The 21,132-nt window shown below is 72.4% G+C and carries 24 protein-coding genes; 2 read left to right on the forward strand and 22 right to left on the reverse strand.

Annotated elements, in window-relative coordinates:
* Nucleotides 1–107: 107 nt before the first annotated feature.
* The 11 genes from lgt to hisI all read right to left on the reverse strand — a co-directional run bounded on the left by lgt (nt 108) and on the right by hisI (nt 9,142).
* On the reverse strand, nt 108–1,067 hold the full coding sequence (gene lgt, locus ACZ6S6_RS01315) for a prolipoprotein diacylglyceryl transferase (protein WP_469702929.1): 960 nt from the start codon (nt 1,065–1,067) through the stop codon (nt 108–110).
* 98 nt (nt 1,068–1,165) lie between these two features.
* The gene (locus ACZ6S6_RS01320; RefSeq protein WP_362953688.1) at nt 1,166–1,993 is read right to left on the reverse strand and encodes a thioredoxin domain-containing protein; all 828 of its coding nucleotides are present in this window, start codon (nt 1,991–1,993) and stop codon (nt 1,166–1,168) included.
* A gap of 75 nt (nt 1,994–2,068) precedes the next feature.
* Nucleotides 2,069–2,881: a tryptophan synthase subunit alpha gene (gene trpA / locus ACZ6S6_RS01325; RefSeq protein ID WP_362953686.1), complete on the reverse strand. Its 813-nt coding sequence runs from the start codon at nt 2,879–2,881 to the stop codon at nt 2,069–2,071.
* Complete coding sequence (gene trpB / locus ACZ6S6_RS01330; RefSeq protein ID WP_469702937.1) at nt 2,878–4,161, reverse strand: tryptophan synthase subunit beta; 1,284 nt, start codon at nt 4,159–4,161, stop codon at nt 2,878–2,880. The genes trpA and trpB overlap by 4 nt, the downstream gene beginning before the upstream one ends.
* 145 nt (nt 4,162–4,306) lie before the next feature.
* Nucleotides 4,307–4,534, reverse strand: a complete 228-nt coding sequence (trpM, locus tag ACZ6S6_RS01335; protein ID WP_469702940.1) for a tryptophan biosynthesis modulator TrpM — start codon at nt 4,532–4,534, stop codon at nt 4,307–4,309.
* An 8-nt stretch (nt 4,535–4,542) separates the two neighbouring features.
* On the reverse strand, nt 4,543–5,352 hold the full coding sequence (gene trpC, locus ACZ6S6_RS01340; protein ID WP_362953682.1) for an indole-3-glycerol phosphate synthase TrpC: 810 nt from the start codon (nt 5,350–5,352) through the stop codon (nt 4,543–4,545).
* A 115-nt stretch (nt 5,353–5,467) separates the two neighbouring features.
* Nucleotides 5,468–6,046 carry a DUF2752 domain-containing protein gene (locus ACZ6S6_RS01345; RefSeq protein ID WP_469702942.1) on the reverse strand — a complete coding sequence of 193 codons (579 nt, stop codon included), beginning with the start codon at nt 6,044–6,046 and terminating at the stop codon, nt 5,468–5,470.
* A 79-nt stretch (nt 6,047–6,125) separates the two neighbouring features.
* Nucleotides 6,126–6,374, reverse strand: coding sequence for an HGxxPAAW family protein (locus tag ACZ6S6_RS01350; protein WP_362953681.1), 249 nt, complete (start codon nt 6,372–6,374; stop codon nt 6,126–6,128).
* Nucleotides 6,375–6,513: 139 nt separating this feature from the next.
* The gene (locus ACZ6S6_RS01355; protein ID WP_469702946.1) at nt 6,514–7,173 is read right to left on the reverse strand and encodes a TIGR02234 family membrane protein; all 660 of its coding nucleotides are present in this window, start codon (nt 7,171–7,173) and stop codon (nt 6,514–6,516) included.
* Between the two features lie 86 nt (nt 7,174–7,259).
* Entirely contained in the window at nt 7,260–8,747 is a 1,488-nt protein-coding gene (locus ACZ6S6_RS01360; RefSeq protein WP_469702948.1) for an anthranilate synthase component I, read from the reverse strand.
* A gap of 11 nt (nt 8,748–8,758) precedes the next feature.
* Nucleotides 8,759–9,142, reverse strand: a complete 384-nt coding sequence (hisI, locus tag ACZ6S6_RS01365) for a phosphoribosyl-AMP cyclohydrolase (RefSeq protein ID WP_363078575.1) — start codon at nt 9,140–9,142, stop codon at nt 8,759–8,761.
* An 84-nt stretch (nt 9,143–9,226) separates the two neighbouring features.
* Here hisI and ACZ6S6_RS01370 point away from each other — a divergent pair, with 84 nt between their 5' ends.
* Nucleotides 9,227–9,859, forward strand: coding sequence for a TIGR03085 family metal-binding protein (locus ACZ6S6_RS01370; RefSeq protein WP_362953674.1), 633 nt, complete (start codon nt 9,227–9,229; stop codon nt 9,857–9,859).
* Between the two features lie 34 nt (nt 9,860–9,893).
* Here the strand turns inward: ACZ6S6_RS01370 and ACZ6S6_RS01375 are convergent, their stop codons facing one another.
* The 11 genes from ACZ6S6_RS01375 to hisD all read right to left on the reverse strand — a co-directional run bounded on the left by ACZ6S6_RS01375 (nt 9,894) and on the right by hisD (nt 19,265).
* Complete coding sequence (locus ACZ6S6_RS01375) at nt 9,894–11,141, reverse strand: MFS transporter (RefSeq protein ID WP_362953672.1); 1,248 nt, start codon at nt 11,139–11,141, stop codon at nt 9,894–9,896.
* Between the two features lie 27 nt (nt 11,142–11,168).
* Nucleotides 11,169–11,756: an ArsR/SmtB family transcription factor gene (locus ACZ6S6_RS01380; protein ID WP_362953670.1), complete on the reverse strand. Its 588-nt coding sequence runs from the start codon at nt 11,754–11,756 to the stop codon at nt 11,169–11,171.
* Between the two features lie 103 nt (nt 11,757–11,859).
* The gene (locus ACZ6S6_RS01385) at nt 11,860–13,239 is read right to left on the reverse strand and encodes an RsbRD N-terminal domain-containing protein (RefSeq protein WP_469702954.1); all 1,380 of its coding nucleotides are present in this window, start codon (nt 13,237–13,239) and stop codon (nt 11,860–11,862) included.
* A 294-nt stretch (nt 13,240–13,533) separates the two neighbouring features.
* The gene (gene hisF / locus ACZ6S6_RS01390) at nt 13,534–14,289 is read right to left on the reverse strand and encodes an imidazole glycerol phosphate synthase subunit HisF (RefSeq protein ID WP_362953667.1); all 756 of its coding nucleotides are present in this window, start codon (nt 14,287–14,289) and stop codon (nt 13,534–13,536) included.
* Entirely contained in the window at nt 14,286–14,684 is a 399-nt protein-coding gene (locus tag ACZ6S6_RS01395; protein WP_469702957.1) for a RidA family protein, read from the reverse strand. The genes hisF and ACZ6S6_RS01395 overlap by 4 nt, the downstream gene beginning before the upstream one ends.
* Nucleotides 14,681–15,406, reverse strand: coding sequence for a bifunctional 1-(5-phosphoribosyl)-5-((5-phosphoribosylamino)methylideneamino)imidazole-4-carboxamide isomerase/phosphoribosylanthranilate isomerase PriA (gene priA, locus ACZ6S6_RS01400; protein ID WP_362953664.1), 726 nt, complete (start codon nt 15,404–15,406; stop codon nt 14,681–14,683). The genes ACZ6S6_RS01395 and priA overlap by 4 nt, the downstream gene beginning before the upstream one ends.
* Nucleotides 15,406–16,047: an imidazole glycerol phosphate synthase subunit HisH gene (hisH, locus tag ACZ6S6_RS01405; RefSeq protein ID WP_362953662.1), complete on the reverse strand. Its 642-nt coding sequence runs from the start codon at nt 16,045–16,047 to the stop codon at nt 15,406–15,408. The genes priA and hisH overlap by 1 nt, the downstream gene beginning before the upstream one ends.
* Before the next feature lie 8 nt (nt 16,048–16,055).
* Nucleotides 16,056–16,223 (reverse strand): hypothetical protein, encoded by a 168-nt coding sequence (locus tag ACZ6S6_RS01410; protein ID WP_164494307.1) that lies wholly within the window; start codon nt 16,221–16,223, stop codon nt 16,056–16,058.
* Complete coding sequence (gene hisB / locus ACZ6S6_RS01415; protein WP_362953660.1) at nt 16,220–16,822, reverse strand: imidazoleglycerol-phosphate dehydratase HisB; 603 nt, start codon at nt 16,820–16,822, stop codon at nt 16,220–16,222. The genes ACZ6S6_RS01410 and hisB overlap by 4 nt, the downstream gene beginning before the upstream one ends.
* On the reverse strand, nt 16,819–17,946 hold the full coding sequence (locus ACZ6S6_RS01420) for a histidinol-phosphate transaminase (RefSeq protein ID WP_469702965.1): 1,128 nt from the start codon (nt 17,944–17,946) through the stop codon (nt 16,819–16,821). Before ACZ6S6_RS01420 ends, hisB begins: the two co-directional genes overlap by 4 nt.
* Nucleotides 17,943–19,265 (reverse strand): histidinol dehydrogenase, encoded by a 1,323-nt coding sequence (hisD, locus tag ACZ6S6_RS01425; protein ID WP_469702969.1) that lies wholly within the window; start codon nt 19,263–19,265, stop codon nt 17,943–17,945. The genes ACZ6S6_RS01420 and hisD overlap by 4 nt, the downstream gene beginning before the upstream one ends.
* 178 nt (nt 19,266–19,443) lie before the next feature.
* On the opposite strand from hisD, the gene ACZ6S6_RS01430 reads away from it, so the two are divergent.
* The gene (locus tag ACZ6S6_RS01430; RefSeq protein ID WP_469702972.1) at nt 19,444–21,045 is read left to right on the forward strand and encodes an oxidoreductase; all 1,602 of its coding nucleotides are present in this window, start codon (nt 19,444–19,446) and stop codon (nt 21,043–21,045) included.
* Nucleotides 21,046–21,132: the final 87 nt, after the last annotated feature.

A 21,132-nucleotide genomic window follows, 5' to 3' on the forward strand; every position in this document is an offset into this window, starting at 1 on the left:
CAGCCCGTCCGGCGATTGAGGACACCCGGCGACGGTGGTCGCGGCAGACAACGACAACGAGGGGCCGCCGATCGCTCGGCGGCCCCTCGTTAGTCGTTGCGTCGGCGTCAGCCCTTGGCCGTCTCCGCCGCATCCTTCGTCTTCGACGCGTCGGACTCGACAGCAGCCGCACCGGACTCCGCCTCACCCGGCTCCACGTCACCGGACTCCGCGTCTTCGGCACCAACCGCGTCCGGAGCCTCCGGCTCCCCCGGCTCCCCCGGCTCGACGATCTCCTCGCGCCCCGGCCGTACCTTCGCCGAGACCACGATGTAGACCACCGCCAGCACGAATACGATCAGCGCGGTCCACACGTTCAGGCGCAGGCCCAGGATGTGGTGGGCCTCGTCGACGCGCATGTACTCGATCCACGCGCGACCGGCGCAGTAGGACGCGACGTACAGCGCGAACGCCCGCCCGTGGCCGAGCTTGAACCGGCGGTCCGCCCAGATCACCAGGACGGCCACGCCGATGCACCACAGCGACTCGTACAGGAACGTCGGGTGGTACGTGCCCGCCACCCGGTTGGGGCCCTCGCTGATCTTCAGCGCCCACGGGACGTCGGTCGCCCGGCCGTACAGCTCCTGGTTGAACCAGTTGCCCCAGCGGCCGCAGGCCTGGGCCACGGCGATACCGGGTGCGAGCGCGTCGGCCCAGGCGGGCAGCGGGATCCCGCGGCGGCGGCAGCCGATCCAGGCACCGACCGCACCGAGCGCGATCGCACCCCAGATCCCGAGACCGCCCTGCCAGATCTTGAAGGCGTCGACCCAGTTCTCACCGTCGCTGAAGTACAGCTGGTAGTCGGTGATGACGTGGTAGAGCCTCCCGCCGACCAGGCCGAAGGGAACGGCCCAGACGGCGATGTCGGCAACGGTGCCGGCTCTGCCCCCTCGGGCGATCCAGCGCCTGTTGCCGAGCCAGACGGCGACGAAGACACCGATGATGATGCAGAACGCGTAGCCGCGAAGCGGGATCGGGCCGAGATCGATCACGCCGGTCGACGGGCTGGGAATGTAGGCAAGGTCCATGACAGGGTCGACGCTACCTTGCCGGGCGGGCGGTGCGGCAACCCGCCCGACAACGGCTGGGTAACGAGCCGGTCATCGACTCCCCAGGTTTCCGCCGTTCAGGACCCCGACGGGGCGGGTGTGACCGTGCCCGGCCGCTTGCCCTTGTTGGCCTCGGCGACCCACTTCTTCAGGTTGGCCACGGTGATGGGTTCGTTCCCCTTCTTGGGGAAGATCGACTCACCGTTGAGCAGTGCAGTCGGCGTGCCCTGGAAGCCGCCCTTCCGGAACGCGGTGTCGGACTTCTGGACCCAGCTGTCGTGGGTGCCGTCCTCGACACAGCTGCGGAAGGCGGGCGTGTCGAGCCCGTCGACCTTCTTGGACAGGTCGATCAGCTTGCTGTTGTCACCGAAGGCGTCGTCGGCCTCCTGCGGCTGACTGCGGTACAGGATGTCGTGGTACGCGGAGAACTTGCCCGCGTCCTGGGCGCAGGCCGCCGCGTTGGCGGCCTTGAGGGAGCCGCTGCCGCCGAGATTGCCGTCGATCAGCGTGGCGAGGTGGTATTCGACCTTGAGCTGCCCGCTCTGCTCCAACTGGTGGATCGTGTCCCGGAACGCGTTCTCGAACTGGGCGCAGACCGGACAGCGGAAATCCTCCCAGATCGTGAGCGTGGACGGGGCGTCGTCCGCTCCCACCTGGATGGCCAGGCTGTCCTTGCCGGTGGCGCCCGACGGCGCGACGGCGGGGCCCGATGCCTTGTTCTTGCTGCCCTTGCCGCCGCTGTTCGCGGCGATCACGCCGACGACGGCGGCCAGCGCAAGGACACCCACCACCGCGGTGGAGACGATCAGCGTGCGGCGGCGGCGCTCTCGCGCCTTCTCCTGCTCACGCTGCTGGATCAGCCGGTCTCGCGCGGCCCTTTTTCCCTCTGGGTTCTTCTCGCTCACACCGCAGCAACGACCCGGGGAGGCACTCTCGTGCCTCCCCGGTCCCAGGTCCACCCGTTCGGGTGACGCCCGGTGTCAGCGCTTTCGAACACCTTCGGCCAGATCGGCCGCCAGCGAGCGGACGGCCGCCAGGCCGGCCGCCTCGTCGGGAGCGTCCAGCATCCGCTTGACGAAGGCCGAGCCGACGATGACGCCGTCGGCGAAGCCGGCGACCTCCGCCGCCTGGTCGGCGTTCGAGACGCCGAGGCCGACGCAGACCGGGATGCCGGTGGTGGCGCGGGTGCGCCTCACCAGCTCCTGGGCCTGTTCGCCGACCGAGACGCGGGTGCCGGTGACGCCCATCAGCGAAGCGGCGTAGACGAAGCCGGAGCCGGCCGCCGTGATGGTGGCGAGGCGCTCGTCCTTGCTGCTGGGCGCGACGACGAAGACGGTCGCCAGACCGTGCTTGCCGGCGTGCTCGCGCCACAGGGCGGACTCCTGGACCGGCAGGTCGGGCAGGATGCACCCGGCGCCGCCCGCCTCGGCGAGTTCGGCGGTGAAGCGCTCGACGCCGTACCGGTCGATCGGGTTCCAGTACGTCATGACCAGGATCGGGACGCCGGTCGCCTCGTACGCCTCGCGGACCGTGCGCATCACGTCGGCGATCTTCACGCCGCCGCGCAGCGCGATGTCGTCGGCGGTCTGGATGACCGGGCCGTCGAGGACCGGGTCGCTGTGCGGCAGACCCACCTCGACGACGTCGGCGCCGCCGGCCACCACGGCCTTGACGGCCGCGATGCCGCCGTCGACGGTCGGGAAGCCCGCGGGCAGGTACGCGATCAGCGCCGCCCGGTCCTCGGCCCTCGCCGCGGCGAGGGTGGAATTCAGCAGCTCGATGTTGCCGCTCACTTGACGTCCCCCTCGATCTCGGCGCTGCCGGCCGCGTCCGCCTCGACGGTCGCGTCGGCCTCGTACAGCCCGAAGTACCGGGCCGCCGTGTCCATGTCCTTGTCGCCGCGGCCGGACAGGTTGACCAGGATCAGGCCGTCCTTGCCGAGCTCCCTGCCGACCTCCAGTGCGCCGGCCAGCGCGTGCGCGCTCTCGATGGCCGGGATGATCCCCTCGGTGCGGGAGAGCAGCCGCAGCGACTGCATGGCCGCGTCGTCGGTGACCGCCCGGTACTCGCCGCGGCCGGTGTCCTTCAGGTACGCGTGCTCCGGGCCGATGCCCGGGTAGTCCAGACCGGCCGAGATGGAGTACGGCTCGGTGATCTGGCCCTCCTCGTCCTGGAGGACGTAGCTGCGCGAGCCGTGCAGGATGCCGGGCTCGCCCGCGGTCAGGGTCGCCGCGTGCTCGCCGGTCTCCACGCCGTGTCCGGCGGGCTCGCAGCCGATGAGGCGGACGCCCGCGTCCGGGATGAAGGTGTGGAAGAGGCCGATAGCGTTGGAGCCGCCGCCGACACAGGCGACCGCGGCGTCCGGCAGCCGGCCGGCCCGCTCCAGGATCTGCCGCCTGGCCTCGACGCCGATGACGCGGTGGAAGTCGCGGACCATGGCGGGGAAGGGGTGCGGGCCCGCGACCGTGCCGAAGAGGTAGTGCGTGCGGTCCACGTTGGCGACCCAGTCGCGGAACGCCTCGTTGATGGCGTCCTTGAGCGTGCGGGAGCCGGACTTCACGGCGATGACCTCGGCGCCGAGCATCCGCATCCGCGCCACGTTCAGCGCCTGCCGCTCGGTGTCGATCTCGCCCATGTAGATGGTGCATTCGAGGCCGAAGAGGGCGCAGGCGGTCGCGGTGGCGACGCCGTGCTGGCCGGCCCCGGTCTCGGCGATGACCCGGGTCTTGCCCATGCGCCGGGTGAGCAGCGCCTGGCCCAGCACGTTGTTGATCTTGTGCGAACCGGTGTGGTTGAGGTCCTCGCGCTTGAGGAAGATCCGGGCGCCGCCGGCGTGCTCGGCGAAGCGCGGCACCTCGGTCAGCGCGCTGGGCCGGCCGGTGTAGTTGACCATGAGCTCGTTGAGCTCGGCGGCGAAGGCCGGGTCGGCCTTCGCCTTGTCGTACTCGACGGCGACCTCGTCCACGGCGGCGACGAGCGCCTCCGGGATGAACTTTCCGCCGTACGCGCCGAAGTAGCCCTCGGCGCTGGGGATCAGACCCTCCGGGTCCGGAATGAAGAAGTCAGATGACATCCGACGTGTGCTCCTCGACATGGCATGGGGTGGATGCGTGGATTCACCGTGTCGCGCCGTGAGCGAGCTCCGCCGCGGCCGTGGCCGGGCGGTGCGGTCGTGCGGTTGCGCCAGGTGGGCGTTGGGTGCGACGGCCGGGGCTCGCTTACTGCGCGGACCCCGTGCGCCATCGCATGCCGTTGACCTGGCCGGGCTCGTCACCGATCACGTACCGCACCCGCCGGCCGTGCACGCGGCGCGCGGGGGCGCGGCAGCCGCGGGGGCGGCAGCCGCGCGCCAGCGGCGCGTGCGGGTCCCGGCCGGTGGCCGCGGCTGGGCGCGGGCCCGGCGCGGCCACCGGCCGGGACCCGGAAGCGGAACGGTCGGCGGACACGGGTGCGGTCAGCTCCGTCCGTGCCGGAGCGCCGGGTGGGCGCCCGCGGCGACCAGGTCGGCGACGGCGCCGCGCGGGTCGCGGCCGGTGACCAGGGACTCGCCGACCAGTACGGCGTCCGCGCCGGCGTTGGCGTAGGCGATGAGGTCGTGCGGGCCGCGGACGCCGGACTCGGCGACCTTGACGATGCGGTCGGGGATCTCGGGGGCGACGCGCTCGAAGGTGGAGCGGTCGACCTTGAGGTCCTTCAGGTTGCGGGCGTTGACGCCGATGATGCGCGCGCCGGCGTCCACCGCTCGCTCCGCCTCCTCCTCGTCGTGCGCCTCGACCAGCGGCGTCAGGCCGATGGACTCGGCGCGCTCGATCAGGGAGACCAGGGCCTCCTGGTCGAGGGCGGCGACGATCAGCAGGGCGAGGTCGGCGCCGTACGCCCGTGCCTCCCACAGCTGGTAGGAGGTGACGATGAAGTCCTTGCGCAGGACCGGGATGTCGACCTTGGCGCGGACGGCCTCCAGGTCGGCCAGCGAACCGCCGAAGCGGCGCTCCTCGGTGAGGACCGAGATGACGGACGCGCCGCCCGCCTCGTAGTCCGCGGCGAGTGCGGCGGGGTCGGCGATGGCGGCAAGGGCCCCCTTGGAGGGGCTTGAGCGCTTTACCTCGCAGATGACGGTGACGCCCTCGCCGCGCAGGGCGGCGACTCCGTCCTTCGCCTGGGGAGCGCGCGCCGCGCGTTCCTTCAGCTCATCGAGGCTGACGCGCGCCTGCCGCTCTGCGAGGTCGGCGCGTACGCCATTGATGATCTCGTCGAGCACACTCACGCGAGCGGCCCCCTTCCGGGACGGTGACAAGGGAACAGGATCAGCCATACCGATGGTATCCGCAGGAGGCCGGTGGGCCCGCATCCGCCCGACAGATGTCCCACTACCTGGGCATTCACGGCGCCAGCGCCGATCCGAACGGCAGGTTCCGGACGATGGTGAAGATCATGAGAACGGCTCCGATGCCCCACCAGTGGACGGGCTTCAGCACGATCCGCACGGGCTTCCCGGCGGCCGCGCGGACCATCCACAGGACCCAGAGCACGGCGAAGATCCCGTAGCCGATGACGGCGAGGGCGTTGGAGCCGAACGCCACCGCGATGTCTCCGTGGGCGACGGCGTGGGCGCTGCGCAGCCCGCCGCAGCCGGGGCAGTAGATGCCGGTGAAGCGGAGCAGCGGGCAGACCGGGTAGTGGCCGGGCTCGTTGGGGTCGACGGAGCCGACGAAGGCGAAGGCCCCGACGATGCCCGCCATGACGCCGGCCGGGGCGGCGATCCGCCGCAGCCGTGAGGCGGGGACGGGGGCCGGCGGGAAGACCGGCGGGAACGGCCCCGGGTGCCCGGCGGGCGGACCGGGCGCGGGCAGTTGGCCGTCGTCGGGAGCGGGCTGGGGGCCGGGAGCCGCACAGGCGCCGGGCGCGGGCGGATGGCCCGGCGTCGGCGGGGCGGCGGATGGTGAGGGCGAGGCGTCCACCCGGTGATTGTCGCCTCTGGCGCGGAAAGGCGCAGCCCGGTCCGGGCTGCGCCTCGCGTGCGTACGTGCTGCGGAGGGGTCAGGAGGTCTGCGCATGTCCGGCGCGGTCCCTGGCCTGGGCCAGCTCCGCCGACTCCTTCGGCATGCCGAGACCGGCGGCCTTCATCGCGACGCCGACGATCCCGCCGATGACGGTGACGGCGATACCGGCCCAGAAGCCGAGCGGGTTGGCCGCGACCATGAAGACGCCTGCGATGCAGAAGCCGATGAAGGAGATGATGACACCGGTCCAGGCGGCCGGGGTGTGTCCGTGGCTGCTGCCCGCCATGAGTTTGCTCCTCGTTGATGTTGCGCTGTTGGTGTCGCTCGGTGTCACTGTGCGCAGAGCCGGTGCCGCTGTGGGTGCCGCTGTGCTGTGAGCTCCGGGCCATTGTCCCGTACGTGCGGAAAGGACGTGAGCTGGGGGGTCATGCCTCGCGCGTCGGGTCCTCGCCGCGGTCCAGAGCCTTCCACAGGTCCTCGGGCCGGTCGGGATCCAGGGCCTTGCGGGGGGCCTTGCGGGGGCGGGGGGTGCCGTCGCGCTCGTACCGCCCGGACATCGTGGGCCAGCGCTTGCCGTAGCGCAGGGCGAGCAGCCCGGCGAGCAGGATCAGCAGACCGCCGGCCGCGGTCACGTAGGGCCAGGCGGTGTGGCTGAGGGCGCCGATGGTGGCGGAGCTGTCGCCGGTGGTCCTGGCGGCCTGCTCGTCGAGCGCGGCGCTGTCGGAGGCGCCGAGGAAGGCGCTCAGCGCGGCGCCGAGCCCGCTGAGGGCCAGCAGTCCCGCGACGAGCAGCCGGCCGCTGCGGCGGACGGCGAAGACGGCGACGAGGGCGGCCAGGCCGACGATGGCGAGGGCGGCCGGGAGACCGGTGACGTCCTGTCCGTCGGCGCTCAGCGGCAGGGCTCCGCCGCCGACCGAGGCCCGGCCCTCGGCCCAGGTCTGCCCGGAGGCGAGCAGGACGACGGTGGCACCGGCTGCCCCGAGGAGCAGGCCGGCGGCCAGGCTTCGGCGGCTTCCCGCGCTGTCGGGCGCGGGGACGGCTTCGGCACGGGGCTGGGGTACGGGGACAGCACTCACGTACCCCACTATCCCCTACGGCCCCGGGGTGACCGGCACACGGGGGGTGTGAGATGGAGCCCCTTGCCGCGCGCCCCGGCTGCGCCGGCAGGCTCTCATGCGCCGCCGAGGCGGTTGGCCGTGTGCACGGCGCGCAGCACCGCCGCGGCCTTGTTGCGGCACTCGGTGTCCTCGGCGACCGGGTCGGAGTCGGCGACGACGCCCGCCCCGGCCTGGACGTATGCCGTTCCGTCGCGCAGCAGGGCGGTGCGGATGGCGATGGCGGTGTCGGAGTCCCCGGCGAAGTCGAGGTAGCCGACGCAGCCGCCGTACAGGCCGCGGCGGGTGGGTTCGAGTTCCTCGATGATCTGCATGGCGCGCGGCTTCGGGGCGCCGGAGAGGGTGCCCGCCGGGAAGCAGGCGGTGAGGACGTCGAAGGCGGTGCGGCCCTCGGCGACGCGGCCGGTGACGGTGGACACGATGTGCATCACGTGGGAGTACCGCTCGACGGACATGAAGTCGACGACCTCGACGCTGCCGGGTTCGCAGACCCGCCCCAGGTCGTTGCGGCCGAGGTCGACGAGCATCAGGTGCTCGGCGCGTTCCTTCGGGTCGGCGAGGAGTTCCTCGGCGAGGGCCTGGTCCTCCTGCGGGGTGGCGCCGCGGTGCCGGGTCCCGGCGATCGGGTGGACCATCGCGCGGCCGTCCTCGACCTTGACGAGTGCCTCGGGGCTGGAGCCGGCGACGTCGAAGCCCTCGAACCGGAAGAGGTACATGTACGGCGAGGGGTTGGTGGCGCGCAGCACCCGGTAGACGTCCAGCGCGCTCGCGGTGCACGGGGTTTCGAAGCGCTGGGAGGGGACGACCTGGAAGGCCTCGCCGGCCCTGATGCGCTCCTTCACGTCCTCGACGGCGTCCTGGTAGGCCTTGCCGCCCCACAGCGCGGTGTACGGCGGGAGCTCGGAGGGCGGCAGGACGGCGGGGGTGTTCTCGACGGGGCGGCGCAGGTCCCGCTCCATGGCGTCGAGCCGGGCCACGGCGTCGGTGTACGCCTCGTCGACGCCGGTGGCCAGGTCGTTGTGGTTGATGGCGTTGGCGATGAGCAGGACGCTGCCGGCCCAGTGGTCGAGGACGGCGAGGTCGGAGGTGAGCAGCATGGTCAGCTCGGGGAGCTTCAGGTCGTCGCCCCCGTTCTCGCCGATCCTCTCCAGCCGCCGCACGATGTCGTAGCCGAGGTAGCCGACCATGCCGCCGGTGAACGGCGGCAGTCCGGAGTCCGGTTCGTGCGGGGTGTGCAGGGTCTCGATGGTGGCGCGCAGGGCCTGGAGCGGGTCACCGTCGACGGGGACGCCGACCGGCGGGGTGCCGGTCCAGTGGGCCTGGCCGTCCTTCGCGGTGAGCGTGGCGGCGCTGCGTACCCCGATGAAGGAGTAGCGCGACCAGGTGCGGCCGTTCTCCGCGGATTCGAGGAGGAAGGTGCCGGTGCGCTCGCCCGCGAGTTTGCGGTAGAGCCCGACCGGGGTGTCGCCGTCCGCGAGGAGCCGGCGGGTGACGGGGATGACGCGCCGGTCGAGGGCCAGCTTGCGGAACGTGTCGAGATCCATGGCGCCAGACCCTACTGTCCGAGCGGGAGGACGTCGGCGTCGAAGCAGGTGCGCTCGCCCGTGTGGCAGGCGGCACCCGTCTGGTCGACCCGGACGAGGACGGTGTCGGCGTCGCAGTCCAGTGCGACGGACTTGACCTGCTGGATGTGGCCGGAGGTGTCGCCCTTGACCCAGTACTCCTGGCGGCTGCGCGACCAGTAGGTGCAGCGGCCGGTGGTCAGGGTGCGGTGCAGGGCCTCGTCGTCCATCCAGCCGAGCATCAGTACCTCGCCGGTGTCGTACTGCTGGGCGATGGCCGGGACCAGTCCGTCGGCGCCGCGCTTGAGGCGGGCGGCGATGGCGGGGTCGAGGCCGCTGGCGGGCGGTGGGGTGCCGGGCGTGGGCGTGCTGGTCATGTGCCCATTGTGCCGTGGCGGCGAGGGCCGTCCGGGCGTGCGTCCACTGGGCGGACGCTGGACAGCGGTCGTACGCTGGCGCACATGTCGACCCATGCGAAGCGCGAACGACTTCTGCTCGCCGATCTGTTGGAGGCGGCGGGCCCGGAGGCCCCGACCCTCTGCCACGGCTGGACGGCCCGGGACCTGGCGGCCCACGTGGTGGTGCGGGAGCGCAGGCCCGACGCGGCGGCCGGGCTGCTGATCGGCCCCCTGAAGAGCCGGAGCGAGCGGATCACGAACGAGTTCACCTCGAAGCCGTACGAGGAGCTGGTCCAGCTCATCCGTACGGGACCGCCGCGGATGTCCCCGTTCGGGGTGAAGCAGGTGGACGAGGCCGCCAACACCGTCGAGTTCTTCGTCCATACGGAGGACGTGCGCCGGGCCCAGCCCGACTGGTCGGCGCGGGAGCTGGACCCGGTCTTCGCCGATGTCCTGTGGTCGCGTACGGAGAAGGCGGCCCGGATGCTGGGGCGGAAGGCCCCGGTGGGGCTGGTGCTGCGCCGCCCCGACGGGCAGACCGCGGTCGCGCACAAGGGCACCCCGGTGGTGACGGTGACCGGTGAGCCGGGCGAGCTGCTGCTGTTCGCGTTCGGGCGGCAGGACGCGGCGCGGGTGGAGCTGGAGGGCGACCAGGAGGCGATCTCCCGGGTGACGACGGCGAAGCTCGGTATGTAGGTCCGGGTCCGGCGGCGGGCCGCCGCGCCGGTGCTCAGCGCGGGAGTTCCGCGCGGCGCAGCGGCGCGACCAGCAGGCCCGCCACCGCCCCCGACGCGCACAGCGAGGCGCTCGCGACGAAGACCGGGCCGGTGCCCCAGAGGGCGACGGCCGCGCCTGTGACCGGGTAGCTGAGCGGCGCGAGGGCGTGGGTGAAGAGCGTCGAGACCGAGGTGACCCGGCCCAGGTAGACCGGGTCGGCGGCGGTCTGGACGAGGGCGCCGCACAGGGCGCCGCCGAGTCCCACGAAGAGCCCGATGAGGGCCGCGACACCGGCGGCCAGCGGCACGGAGGGCGCGTACGCCAGGGCGGCGATGGCGGACGCGCCGGTCAGTACGGTGACGCACATGACGAGCCCGGCCCTGGGCAGCCGTCCCCGGACGGCGAGCAGCAGGGCGGAGGCGCCCGCGCCGATGCCGAAGGCGGCGATGATCCAGCCCATTCCTGAGGCGCCCCAGCCGCGTTCCTGGCTGAGCAGGATCAGGCCGAGGTTGAGCGGTCCCACGAAGCCCAGTTCGCTGACGGCGACGACGAGCATCAAGGGGCCCAGCAGCGGGTGGCGGCGGATGTGGCGCAGCCCGTCGACGAGTTCGCGCCATGCCGTTCCGGTGGGTTCGGCCGGCTGCTCCGGCGCGGGCAGCGGGCTCATCCGTACGGCCAGCAGCAGCGGCAGCGAGACGGCGAAGAGCACACCGGCCGCGGCGAAGGCGAGGACCGGGCCGCCGAGGGCGACGGCGACGCCGCCGAGCGGGGCGCCGACGACGGTGGCGGTGCGGGTGGCGAGGCCGCGCATGCCCTGGACGCGGGCGAGCTGTCCGGCCGCGGTGATCCGGGGCGGCAGCGCGCCGACGGCGGGCAGGAAGAGGGCGTCGGCCGCGCCGAAGACCAGGGCGACGGCGATCAGCATCCACACCGTGGGCGAGGTGATGAGCAGCGCCCCGGCCAGTCCCAGGATGACGAGGCAGCGGACGGTGTCGCTCACGACGACGACACGGCGCGGCCCGAACCGGTCGGCGAGCACTCCCCCGCCGAGCAGCAGCAGGGCCCTGGGTATGGAGCCGACCGCCAGCACGAGGCCGGTCTGGGAGGCGCTTCCGGTGCGGGCGGCGGCCCAGGCGAGGGCCAGGTAGTAGACGCTGTCGCCGATCGTCGACGCGGTGTAGGCACCGAGCCAGCGCAGGACGTTGCCGTCGCGGTGGGCGGGGCGTTCGGGAGCCTGTCCGGGGGTGAGCGTGACGGTCACGGGGACGTGTCCTCTCGGGTGGCCGGGTCAGGTCCGGAACGGGAATCCGTACAGGTGCATCGCGACGTTCTCCCGGCCTTCCGTGTCGCCCGCCTCCTCACGGGTACGGCCCTGTTCCTCGTACCGGTCGACGATCTCGTGCACCTCGCGGCTGAGCTCGGAAAGCTCCTCGGCGGTCAGCCTGGCCAGGTACTCGGCGCTGTTGGAGGCGGCGCGCCACTCCGACGGCCAGCTCTGGTACGCGTCGAGGAAGCGCCGGTACATCTCGATGTGCTGGTCGAACGAGATCCGGCCGACGGCGGCGCGGGTGGCGACCTTCTCGGGGGCGTCGTTGAAGTCCTCGTCGTGGAAGTTCAGCCCCTTCGAGGAGGGCTGCCACCAGCGCTCACGGCCGTCCTTGCCCGGCCCTTCGGCCGCCTCGATCAGGCCGTGGTCGGCGAGCTTGCGCAGGTGGTAGCTGACCAGTGAGACCTGCTCGTCCACCTGCTCCGCGAGCTGGGAGGCGGTGGCCTGCCGGGCGATGTAGAGGGCCCGGTAGAGCCTCATCCGCAGGGGGTGTCCGAACGCCTTGAGCGTGTCGAGGTCGGACACCCGGCGTGATTCGTTGCTTGCCATGCCTCCACGGTAGATAGGAAAGAAATCTTGCGCAATATCTATTGCGCAATAAAAGCTGCGCGATTCACGCGAGGGGGCCGGGCACGGACGGCGAACGGGCCCCTCAGCCGGCCAGCAGCCGGCGCGCGGTCAGGGCGAGCGAGACCTCGACCGCGTCGGACGGGCGGGTCAGACAGCGGCCGGTCAGCTGCTCGAAGCGGCGCAGCCGGTTCAGGACGGTGTTGCGGTGGCAGTAGAGCCGGGCCCCCGCCCGCTGGGCGGAGCCGTCGGAGTCGAGCCACGCGGTAAGCGTCTCGATGAGTACGTCACGGTCGGCGGGGTCCAGCCGGTCCAGCGGTCCCAGCACCCGGGCGGCGAGCGCCGCGCCGAGTCCGGGGGACGAGACGACCAGGGCGGCGGGCAGCTGTTCGTCGAGCAGGACGACCCCGCCGCCGGCCGGGCACGCCCGCAGGGCGGTCTCGGCGAGCCGCCGGGCGTCCCCGAGGGCCGCCAGCCCGCGTACGACGGAGCTGATGCCGACCCGGGCACCGGGCGGAACGGACAACCCCGCCGCCAGGGCGGCGAGTTCGGCGTCAGCGTCGACCGGGCCGGGCGGTGCGCCGCCCGGTGCGCCGGGCCGCGCACCGGTCTCGACCGGTACGGAGACGTCGGTGAGCGGCGCGCGGGGCTCGGCCGCCGCGCCCGGGGTCAGCGGCAGGATGGCGAACTCCGCGTCCGGGCCCAGGTGCCAGAGCGCCTCGGTGCCCGTGGGCAGCGCCATCGGCGGGTGCGCGGTGCCGTGCGGGGCGCGGCGGGCGGTGGCGACCGCGAGCACCGCGTAGCTGCCGTGCTCCGGCAGCCCCAGCATCGCCGCGGCGTCCGGCAGTTCGGCGATCCGGGCGGTGCCGTCCAGCAGTGCCGCCGTCATCAGGCGCTGGCGGTTCTCCCGGCGCCAGGCCAGCCGGCGTTCCGTCTGCCGGTAGGCGTCGGCGACGACGCCGCAGTGCTCGTCCACGAAGTTCCAGACGTCCGCCGCGACGTGGACCAGCAGCCGGACGTCGTCGGGGTGCCGGCGCGCGGTCTCGTCCACGAGGCCCTGCCAGACCATCGCGCCGCCCATCCGGAAGGCGTGCAGGACCGCGTCGAGCGGCAGGCCCTGTTCGGCCCGGACCTCCCCGATCCGCCGGGAGGTGCGGTGGGCCGCGTCCCGGAACTCCCGTGGCTGGATGAGCGATCCGACGTTGTGCCGCAGCGAGTGGTGCACCTCCTGCCAGATCTCCGCCGCGTCCGCCTCGATCGCCGAGCGGTAGGCGGGTTCCTGCTCCCGCAGCGCCTCGACGAGCCGGTCCGTCAGCTCGGGCAGCGCCTCGATCAGCACCCGGGCGGCCCGGTGCAGTACGGCGACGGCTTCGCGGTCGGCCAGCGAACGGAAGCGGCGCGGCACCGGCGCGACGGGCGGCGGCCCGTGCAGCGCCCTGACCCGTGAACGTACGACCTGCGGCATGGCGGCCTCCACCGGGATTCGGCCGGCTCCGGATCGCCCAGCCCGGCGTTGGGCATGAGCACACCGAATGATCCTGACGCCCGCAGAATGGCATACCGCCCAGTCGGTACCTAGGGGTCTGCGGCGTCCTTCTCATCACGGTCCTGCAACCTCCCGGCGCCGCGGGGGCTCCGCCGGACCGGACCCGGCCGCGCGGACCGGCGCACCGCGTGGAGACCGCCGGGTTTCTCCGGCGGTCGCCCCATTCGCGGTGCGCCCCGGTCGCACGCATCGGCCGGTGGCGCCTGTCCGCGCTCAGCGGACCGGGTGGCCGGCCTCCCGGAGAGCGCCCTTGACCTCGGAGATCCGCAGATCGCCGAAGTGGAAGACGGACGCGGCGAGGACCGCGTCGGCTCCCGCGCCGACGGCCGGCGCGAAGTCCGCGAGCCGCCCCGCGCCGCCGGAGGCGATGACGGGGACGGTCACGTGCTCGCGGACCGCCGCGATCATCTCGGTGTCGTAGCCGTCCTTCGTGCCGTCTGCGTCCATCGAGTTGAGCAGGATCTCGCCCGCGCCGAGCCCGGCGGCCCGGTGCGCCCATTCGACGGCGTCGATGCCGGTGCCCCTGCGGCCGCCGTGCGTGGTGACCTCGAAGGTCCCCGCGGGGGTGCGCCGGGCGTCCACGGAGAGCACCAGGACCTGGCGGCCGAAGCGCTCGGCGATCTCCCGGATCAGCTCCGGGCGGGCGATGGCCGCGGTGTTGACGCCGACCTTGTCCGCGCCGGCCCGCAGCAGCTTGTCGACGTCGTCGGTGGTGCGGACGCCGCCGCCGACGGTGAGCGGGATGAAGACCTGCTCGGCGGTGCGGCGCACCACGTCGTACGTCGTCTCGCGGTCGCCGCTGGACGCGGTGATGTCGAGGAAGGTCAGCTCGTCGGCGCCCTCGGCGTCGTACAGCTTCGCCATCTCCACGGGGTCACCGGCGTCGCGCAGGTTCTGGAAGTTGACGCCCTTGACGACGCGGCCGTTGTCCACGTCGAGGCAGGGGATGACACGTACCGCGAGCGTCATCGGGCACCTGCCCGGTAGGCCTCGATCTCGATCTCGACGACCAGGCTCGGGTCGACGAAGCCGGACACGATGATCATGGAGGCGGCGGGGCGCACGTCGTCGAACAGCTCCTTGTGGGCACGGCCGACGTCGTCGACGTCCCGGGCGTGCGTGAGGTACATCCGGGTGCGGACGACGTCCTCGCGGCCCAGGCCCACCTGCTTGAGCGCCGCGAAGGCGACCTCGAAGGAGGTGATGGCCTGCTCGTAGGGGCCGCCGGCGGAGATCTCCCCGCCGGCCACCGAGGTGCACCCGGCCACCAGCACCAGGCCGTTGGGCAGCTCGACCGCGCGGGAGTAGCCGAGCTTCTCCTCCCAGGGGGCGCCGGAGGAGAAGCGCCTGACGGAGTCGGTCATACGGAGACCGCCTCCAGCGCCTCTTCCAGGGTGAACGCCTTCGCGTACAGCGCCTTGCCCACGATGGCGCCCTCGACGCCCGCCGGGACGAGCGAGGAGATGGCCCGCAGGTCGTCGAGCGAGGAGACGCCGCCGGAGGCGACGACGGGCTTGTCGGTGGCGGCGCAGACGTCTCTGAGGAGTTCCAGGTTGGGGCCCTGGAGCGTGCCGTCCTTGGCGATGTCGGTGACGACGTAACGGGCGCAGCCCTCGGAGTCGAGGCGGGCGAGCGTCTCGTAGAGGTCGCCGCCGTCGCGGGTCCAGCCCCGGCCGCGCAGGGTGGTGCCGCGCACGTCGAGGCCGACCGCGATCTGGTCGCCGTGCTCGGCGATGACCTTGGCGACCCACTCGGGGGTCTCCAGGGCGGCGGTGCCGAGGTTGACCCGGCGGCAGCCGGTGGCGAGGGCGGCGGCGAGCGAGGCGTCGTCGCGGATGCCGCCGGAGAGCTCGACCTTGATGTCCATGGCGCCGGCCACCTCGGCGATGAGCGCGCGGTTGTCGCCGGTGCCGAAGGCGGCGTCCAGGTCGACGAGGTGCAGCCACTCGGCGCCGGAGCGCTGCCAGGCGAGTGCGGCCTCCAGCGGGGAGCCGTAGGAGGTCTCGGAGCCGGACTCGCCGTGCACCAGGCGGACCGCCTGGCCGTCGCGGACGTCTACGGCGGGGAGCAGTTCAAGCTTCGGCATTACAGCGTCTCGATCCAGTTGGTCAGCAGCTGGGCGCCGGCGTCGCCGGACTTCTCGGGGTGGAACTGGGTGGCCCACAGCGCGCCGTTCTCCACGGCCGCCACGAACCGTTCGCCGTGCGTGGCCCAGGTGACCCTGGGGGCGCGGATCTTCGCGTTGGTGACTTCGAGTGACCAGTCGTGCGCCGCGTACGAGTGCACGAAGTAGTACCGGGCCTCGGCGTCGAGTCCGGCGAACAGCCGGGAGTCCTCGGGGGCCTCGACGGTGTTCCACCCCATGTGCGGGACGACGTCGGCCTTGAGCGGGCCGACGGTGCCCGGCCACTCGTCGAGCCCCTCGGTCTCCACGCCGTGCTCGATGCCGCGCTCGAAGAGGATCTGCATGCCGACGCAGATGCCCATGACGGGGCGCCCGCCGGAGAGCCTGCGGCCGATGATCCATTCGCCGCGGGCCTTCTTGAGGCCCTCCATGCAGGCGGAGAACGCGCCGACGCCGGGCACCAGCAGTCCGTCGGCGTTCATCGCCGTGTCGAAGTCGCGGGTGATCTCGACATCGGCGCCGACCCGGGCGAGGGCGCGCTCGGCGGAGCGGATGTTGCCGAAGCCGTAGTCGAAGACGACGACCTTCTTCTTCGTGTTCACACCCGCCCCTAGTCCCAGAGTCCCTGGATCCGCATGACGCCTGCGACCAGGCACATCACGGAGCCGATGCCGAGCAGCACGATGACGCCCTTGGGCATGCCCTGCTTCGAGAAGGAGTAGACCCCGCCGGCCAGGAAGAGGCCGACCAGGATCAGGATGGTGTTGAGGCCGGTCACAGCGCGCCCTTCGTGGAGGGCAGGATGCCGGCCGCGCGCTGGTCGTGCTCGCTCGCGTAGCGCAGGGCGCGTGCGAGCGCCTTGAACTGGCACTCCACGATGTGGTGGGCGTTGCGCCCGTACGGGACGTGGACGTGCAGGGCGATCTGCGCCTGGGCGACGAACGACTCCAGGATGTGCCGGGTCATCGTCGTGTCGTACTCGCCGATCATCGGCGCCATGTTCTCGGGCTCGGTGTGCACCAGGTACGGGCGGCCGGAGAGGTCGACGGTGACCTGGGCGAGCGACTCGTCGAGCGGGACGGTGCAGTTGCCGAAGCGGTAGATGCCGACCTTGTCGCCGAGGGCCTGCCTGAAGGCGGCGCCGAGCGCGAGGGCGGTGTCCTCGATGGTGTGGTGCGAGTCGATGTGCAGGTCGCCGTCGGTCTTGACCGTGAGGTCGAAGAGTCCGTGGCGGCCGAGCTGGTCGAGCATGTGGTCGTAGAAGCCGACCCCGGTCGCGACATCGACCTTGCCGGTGCCGTCGAGGTTGATCTCGACGAGCACGGAGGTTTCCTTGGTGGTCCGCTCCACTCTTCCTACGCGGGCCTCGCGAGTCATGCGTCGTGCTCCTTCTTCAGTTCGCGTACCGCATCGAGGAACGCGTCGTTCTCTGCCGGGGTCCCTGCGGAGACCCGCAGCCATCCCGGTACGCCGTTGTCCCGGACCAGGACGCCCCGGTCGAGAATGTGCTGCCAGGCCGTGTGGCTGTCGGCGAAGCGTCCGAACTGGACGAAGTTGGCGTCCGAGTCGGTGACGTCGAAGCCGAGAGCGCGCAGCTCGGTGACGATCCGGTCGCGCTCGCTCTTGAGCTGGGCGACGTACCCGAGGAGCGTATCGGTGTGCTCCAGGGCGGCGAGCGCGGTGGCCTGGGTGACGGAGGACAGGTGGTACGGGAGCCGCACCAGCTGGACCGCGTCCACGACGGCGGGGTCCGCGGCGAGGTAGCCGAGCCGCAGTCCGGCGGCGCCGAACGCCTTCGACATGGTGCGCGAGAGCACCAGGTGGGGGCGGCCCTCGATCAGCGGGAGCAGCGAGGCGTGGTGGCTGAACTCGCCGTACGCCTCGTCGACCACGACCATCGACGGCTTGGACGCCTGCGCGGCGTCGTACAGCGCGAGGACGGTCTCCGCGTCGACGGCGGTGCCGGTGGGGTTGTTGGGCGAGGTGATGAAGACGACATCGGGGCGGCGCTCGGCGATGACCGCGCGGGCCGCGTCCACGTCGATGGTGAAGTCCTCGTTGCGCGGGCCGGAGATCCAGCCCGTTCCGGTGCCGCGGGCGATGAGGGCGTGCATCGAGTACGAGGGCTCGAAGCCGATCGCGGTGCGGCCGGGGCCGCCGAAGGTCTGCAGCAGCTGCTGGAGCACCTCGTTGGAGCCGTTGGCCGCCCAGACGTTGGCGTGGTCCACCCGGTGCCCGGCGGTGCGGGTGAGGTAGCGGGCCAGCTCGGTGCGGAGCTCGACGGCGTTCCGGTCGGGGTAGCGGTTGAGGTCGCGGGCGGCCTCGCGGACCCGTTCGGCGATCCGGTCGACCAGTGCCTCGGGGAGCGGGTAGGGGTTCTCGTTGGTGTTCAGCCGGACCGGTACGTCGAGCTGGGGCGCCCCGTACGGGGACTGGCCGCGCAGTTCGTCCCGGATCGGGAGGTCGTCTATGCGGGTCGGCGTGGAACTGTCGTTCGTCACTGCTGCGGAACCTTCCAGCCGAACCTGGCCTTCAGTGCGGCGCCGTGGGCGGGGAGGTCCTCCGCCTCGGCGAGGGTCACGACGTGGTGGGTGACCTCGGCGAGCGCGTCGCGGGTGTAGTCGACGATGTGGATGCCGCGCAGGAAGGACTGCACGGACAGGCCCGAGGAGTGGCAGGCGCAGCCGCCGGTGGGCAGCACGTGGTTGGAGCCGGCGCAGTAGTCACCGAGCGAGACCGGGGACCAGGGGCCGACGAAGACAGCCCCGGCGTTACGGACCCGGTCGGCGACGGCGGCGGCGTCCGCGGTCTGGATCTCCAGGTGCTCGGCGGCGTACGCGTCGACGACCGTGAGGCCGTCCTCCAGGTCGTTGACGAGGACGATCGCGGACTGCCGGCCGGCCAGCGCGGGCTCGATCCGGTCGGTGACGTGCTTGGTCGCGGCGACCTGCGGCCTCAGCTCGGCCTCGGTGGCGGCGGCGAGCTCCTCGGAGTCGGTCACCAGCACCGCGGCGGCCATCGGGTCGTGCTCGGCCTGGCTGATCAGGTCGGCGGCGACGTGCACCGGGTCGGCGGTGGAGTCGGCGAGGATCGCGATCTCGGTGGGCCCGGCCTCGGCGTCGATGCCGATGCGGCCCTTGAGGAGACGCTTGGCGGCGGCGACGTAGATGTTGCCGGGGCCGGTGACGAGGTTCACCGGCAGGCAGTCCTCGGTGCCGTAGGCGAACATCGCGACGGCCTGGGCGCCGCCGGCCGCGTACACCTCGTCGACGCCCAGCAGGGCGCAGGCCGCCAGGATCGTCGGGTGCGGCAGTCCGCCGAACTCCTTCTGCGGCGGGGAGGAGACCGCGATGCCCTCGACGCCCGCCTCCTGGGCCGGGACGACGTTCATCACGACGGACGACGGGTAGACGGAGCGCCCGCCCGGCACGTACAGCCCGACGCGCTCGACCGGCACCCACTTCTCGGTGACGGTGCCGCCGGGCACGACCTGGGTGGTGTGCGTGGTGCGGCGCTGCTCGCGGTGGACGAGCCGGGCGCGGCGGATCGACTCCTCCAGGGCGGCGCGCACGGCGGGATCAAGCCGCTCCAGCGCCTCGGTGATCGCACCGGCCGGGACCCGGATCGAGCCGATCCGCACCCCGTCGAATTTCTCCCCCCAGTCGATCACTGCCGCCGAGCCACGATGGCGTACGTCGTCGCAGATGGGCCGCACCGTCTCCAGGGCGGCTTCCACGTCGAACTCGGCACGGGGCAGCAGGTCGCGCAGGGCGCCGCCCTCGGGGAGGGCATCGCCGCGCAGATCGATTCGAGAGATCACACCGCAATTCTCTCAGACCGCCCCAGACGCCCGGACGCCCGTATCACTGGCTGATACATGCCCTCGCTGTCACGGCTGACTATTAGCGTTCATACGGTCACTCAGAGGGAATAACGGGATTACCGACCGACCCCCTTTTGTGCCGGTCGGTCCAAGGCTCCGAGCGGAAGGGGCATCGGTGACCGAACCGCACGACGGTGATTTCCCGGACGGTCTCAGCGCGGCCGAGCTGGGCATGTGGCAGTCCTTCAGGAACGGGACCACCTACGATCTGCGCTCCCGTGACGCAGCCCTCAACGATCCCTTCGCCCCGCTCGCCTGGGGCCCGGAGCGCAGTGTGGACGCCCGGGTCGTCGCCCGGCTGCTGCTGAGCGGCCCGAAGGCCAGGCCCGGCCGGGTGGCCGCGCTGAAGCTGCGGGGCCTGCGCGTCACCGGGAAGCTGGATCTCGCGGGCGGGCGGGTGGATCCGTACGTGGAACTGACCGGCTGCCGCTTCGAGCAGGAGGTGGTGCTGCCCGAGTGCCACTTCACGACCTTGCGGATGGTCGGGTGCGCGATCCCGCGGCTGGAGGCGGCCCGGCTGCGCACCGAGGGCGATCTGCATCTGCCGCGCTGCCGGGTCGAGCGGGGCATCCGCCTCACGGACGCGCAGATCGGCACGGATCTGCTGATCAACCAGATCGACATCGGCCCCGACCGGCAGGGCCGGGCGTTCATCGGCGACGGGCTCACGGTCGCCCAGGACCTCCAGGCCGAGATGATCGAGCTGCTCGGCGAGCTGAGCCTGCGCGGCGCGAAGGTCGGCGGTTCGCTGAGCCTGCGCGGCAGCCGGCTCCGGGCCACGCAGGGACTCCGCGCGCTGAACGCCCCGCAGCTGAGCGTGGAGCGGACGCTGTACATGAGCGAGGCGTGGGTCAGCGTGGACACCGGTAACCAGGGCAACACTCCCCCGTACGGCACCGTGATGTCCCCGACGCCCGCACACGGCACCCGCGCGCAGGTCTTCCGGTGCCGGGGCGGGGTGCGGCTGGACGACGGGCGGTTCGGTGACGCGGTCGATCTGCACAAGGCCGTCTTCGTCCTCGTCGGCCACGAGGAGCTGTCGCTGCGCCGGATAGTGGCTCCCGAGCTGAGGTTCAACCCGGAACGCCCGGCCCAGGGCCGGGTGGTGCTGAACGGGGCGAAGATCGTCACGCTGATCGACGTGTCGACCAGCTGGCCGGGTCCAGGCGGTCTGGCGATGGGCGGATTCGTGTACGAGAACCTCGTCCCGTACGGGCACTTCCCGCTCTCCCGGCGCCTGGAGTGGGTGGCCGCGGCGACCCCCGAGTACGTGCCGGAGCCGTACGAGCGCCTCGCCACCGTGCTCCGCGGCAGCGGCGAGGACGCGGACGCCCGCGAGGTGCTGCTCGCCAAGCAGCGTCGGCGCCGCGAGACCCTGCAGCCCGCCGCGAAGCTCTGGGGCTACCTCCAGGACTGGACGGTGGCGTACGGCTACCGGCCGGGGCGGGCCGCGGTGTGGATGGCGGTGCTGTGGGCGGCGGGCGCGGTGGCCTTCTCGCAGTACCGGCCGGCGGCGATCAAGGGGAGCGAGCATCCGGAGTGGAACCCCTCGCTGTACGCGCTGGACCTGCTGGTGCCGGTGATCAATCTCGGCCAGGACGGCTACTGGCTGATGGAGGGCGGCTGGCAGTGGGTGGCGGCCGCCCTGATCCTGCTGGGTTGGATACTGGCCACCACCGTCGCGGCCGGCGCCTCCCGGCTGCTGAGCCGCAGCTGACCGCGGAGCGGCCCCGCAGCGGCGTTCGACGGCCGTTCCACCCGCTCCACGAACGGGTGGAGCGGCCGTCGAACACCCGCCCACCGC

This window comes from Streptomyces sp. NPDC048671, assembly GCF_055587045.1.

Coding starts and splice junctions, on each gene's coding strand:
- lgt (WP_469702929.1), bottom strand. CDS start 1,067: ATGGACCTTGCCTACATTCCCAGCCCGTCGACCGGCGTGATCGATCTC.
- trpB (WP_469702937.1), bottom strand. CDS start 4,161: ATGTCATCTGACTTCTTCATTCCGGACCCGGAGGGTCTGATCCCCAGC.
- ACZ6S6_RS01350 (WP_362953681.1), bottom strand. CDS start 6,374: ATGGCGGGCAGCAGCCACGGACACACCCCGGCCGCCTGGACCGGTGTC.
- ACZ6S6_RS01360 (WP_469702948.1), bottom strand. CDS start 8,747: ATGGATCTCGACACGTTCCGCAAGCTGGCCCTCGACCGGCGCGTCATC.
- hisI (WP_363078575.1), bottom strand. CDS start 9,142: ATGACCAGCACGCCCACGCCCGGCACCCCACCGCCCGCCAGCGGCCTC.
- ACZ6S6_RS01370 (WP_362953674.1), top strand. CDS start 9,227: ATGTCGACCCATGCGAAGCGCGAACGACTTCTGCTCGCCGATCTGTTG.
- ACZ6S6_RS01380 (WP_362953670.1), bottom strand. CDS start 11,756: ATGGCAAGCAACGAATCACGCCGGGTGTCCGACCTCGACACGCTCAAG.
- ACZ6S6_RS01385 (WP_469702954.1), bottom strand. CDS start 13,239: ATGCCGCAGGTCGTACGTTCACGGGTCAGGGCGCTGCACGGGCCGCCG.
- hisF (WP_362953667.1), bottom strand. CDS start 14,289: ATGACGCTCGCGGTACGTGTCATCCCCTGCCTCGACGTGGACAACGGC.
- ACZ6S6_RS01395 (WP_469702957.1), bottom strand. CDS start 14,684: ATGACCGACTCCGTCAGGCGCTTCTCCTCCGGCGCCCCCTGGGAGGAG.
- priA (WP_362953664.1), bottom strand. CDS start 15,406: ATGCCGAAGCTTGAACTGCTCCCCGCCGTAGACGTCCGCGACGGCCAG.
- hisB (WP_362953660.1), bottom strand. CDS start 16,822: ATGACTCGCGAGGCCCGCGTAGGAAGAGTGGAGCGGACCACCAAGGAA.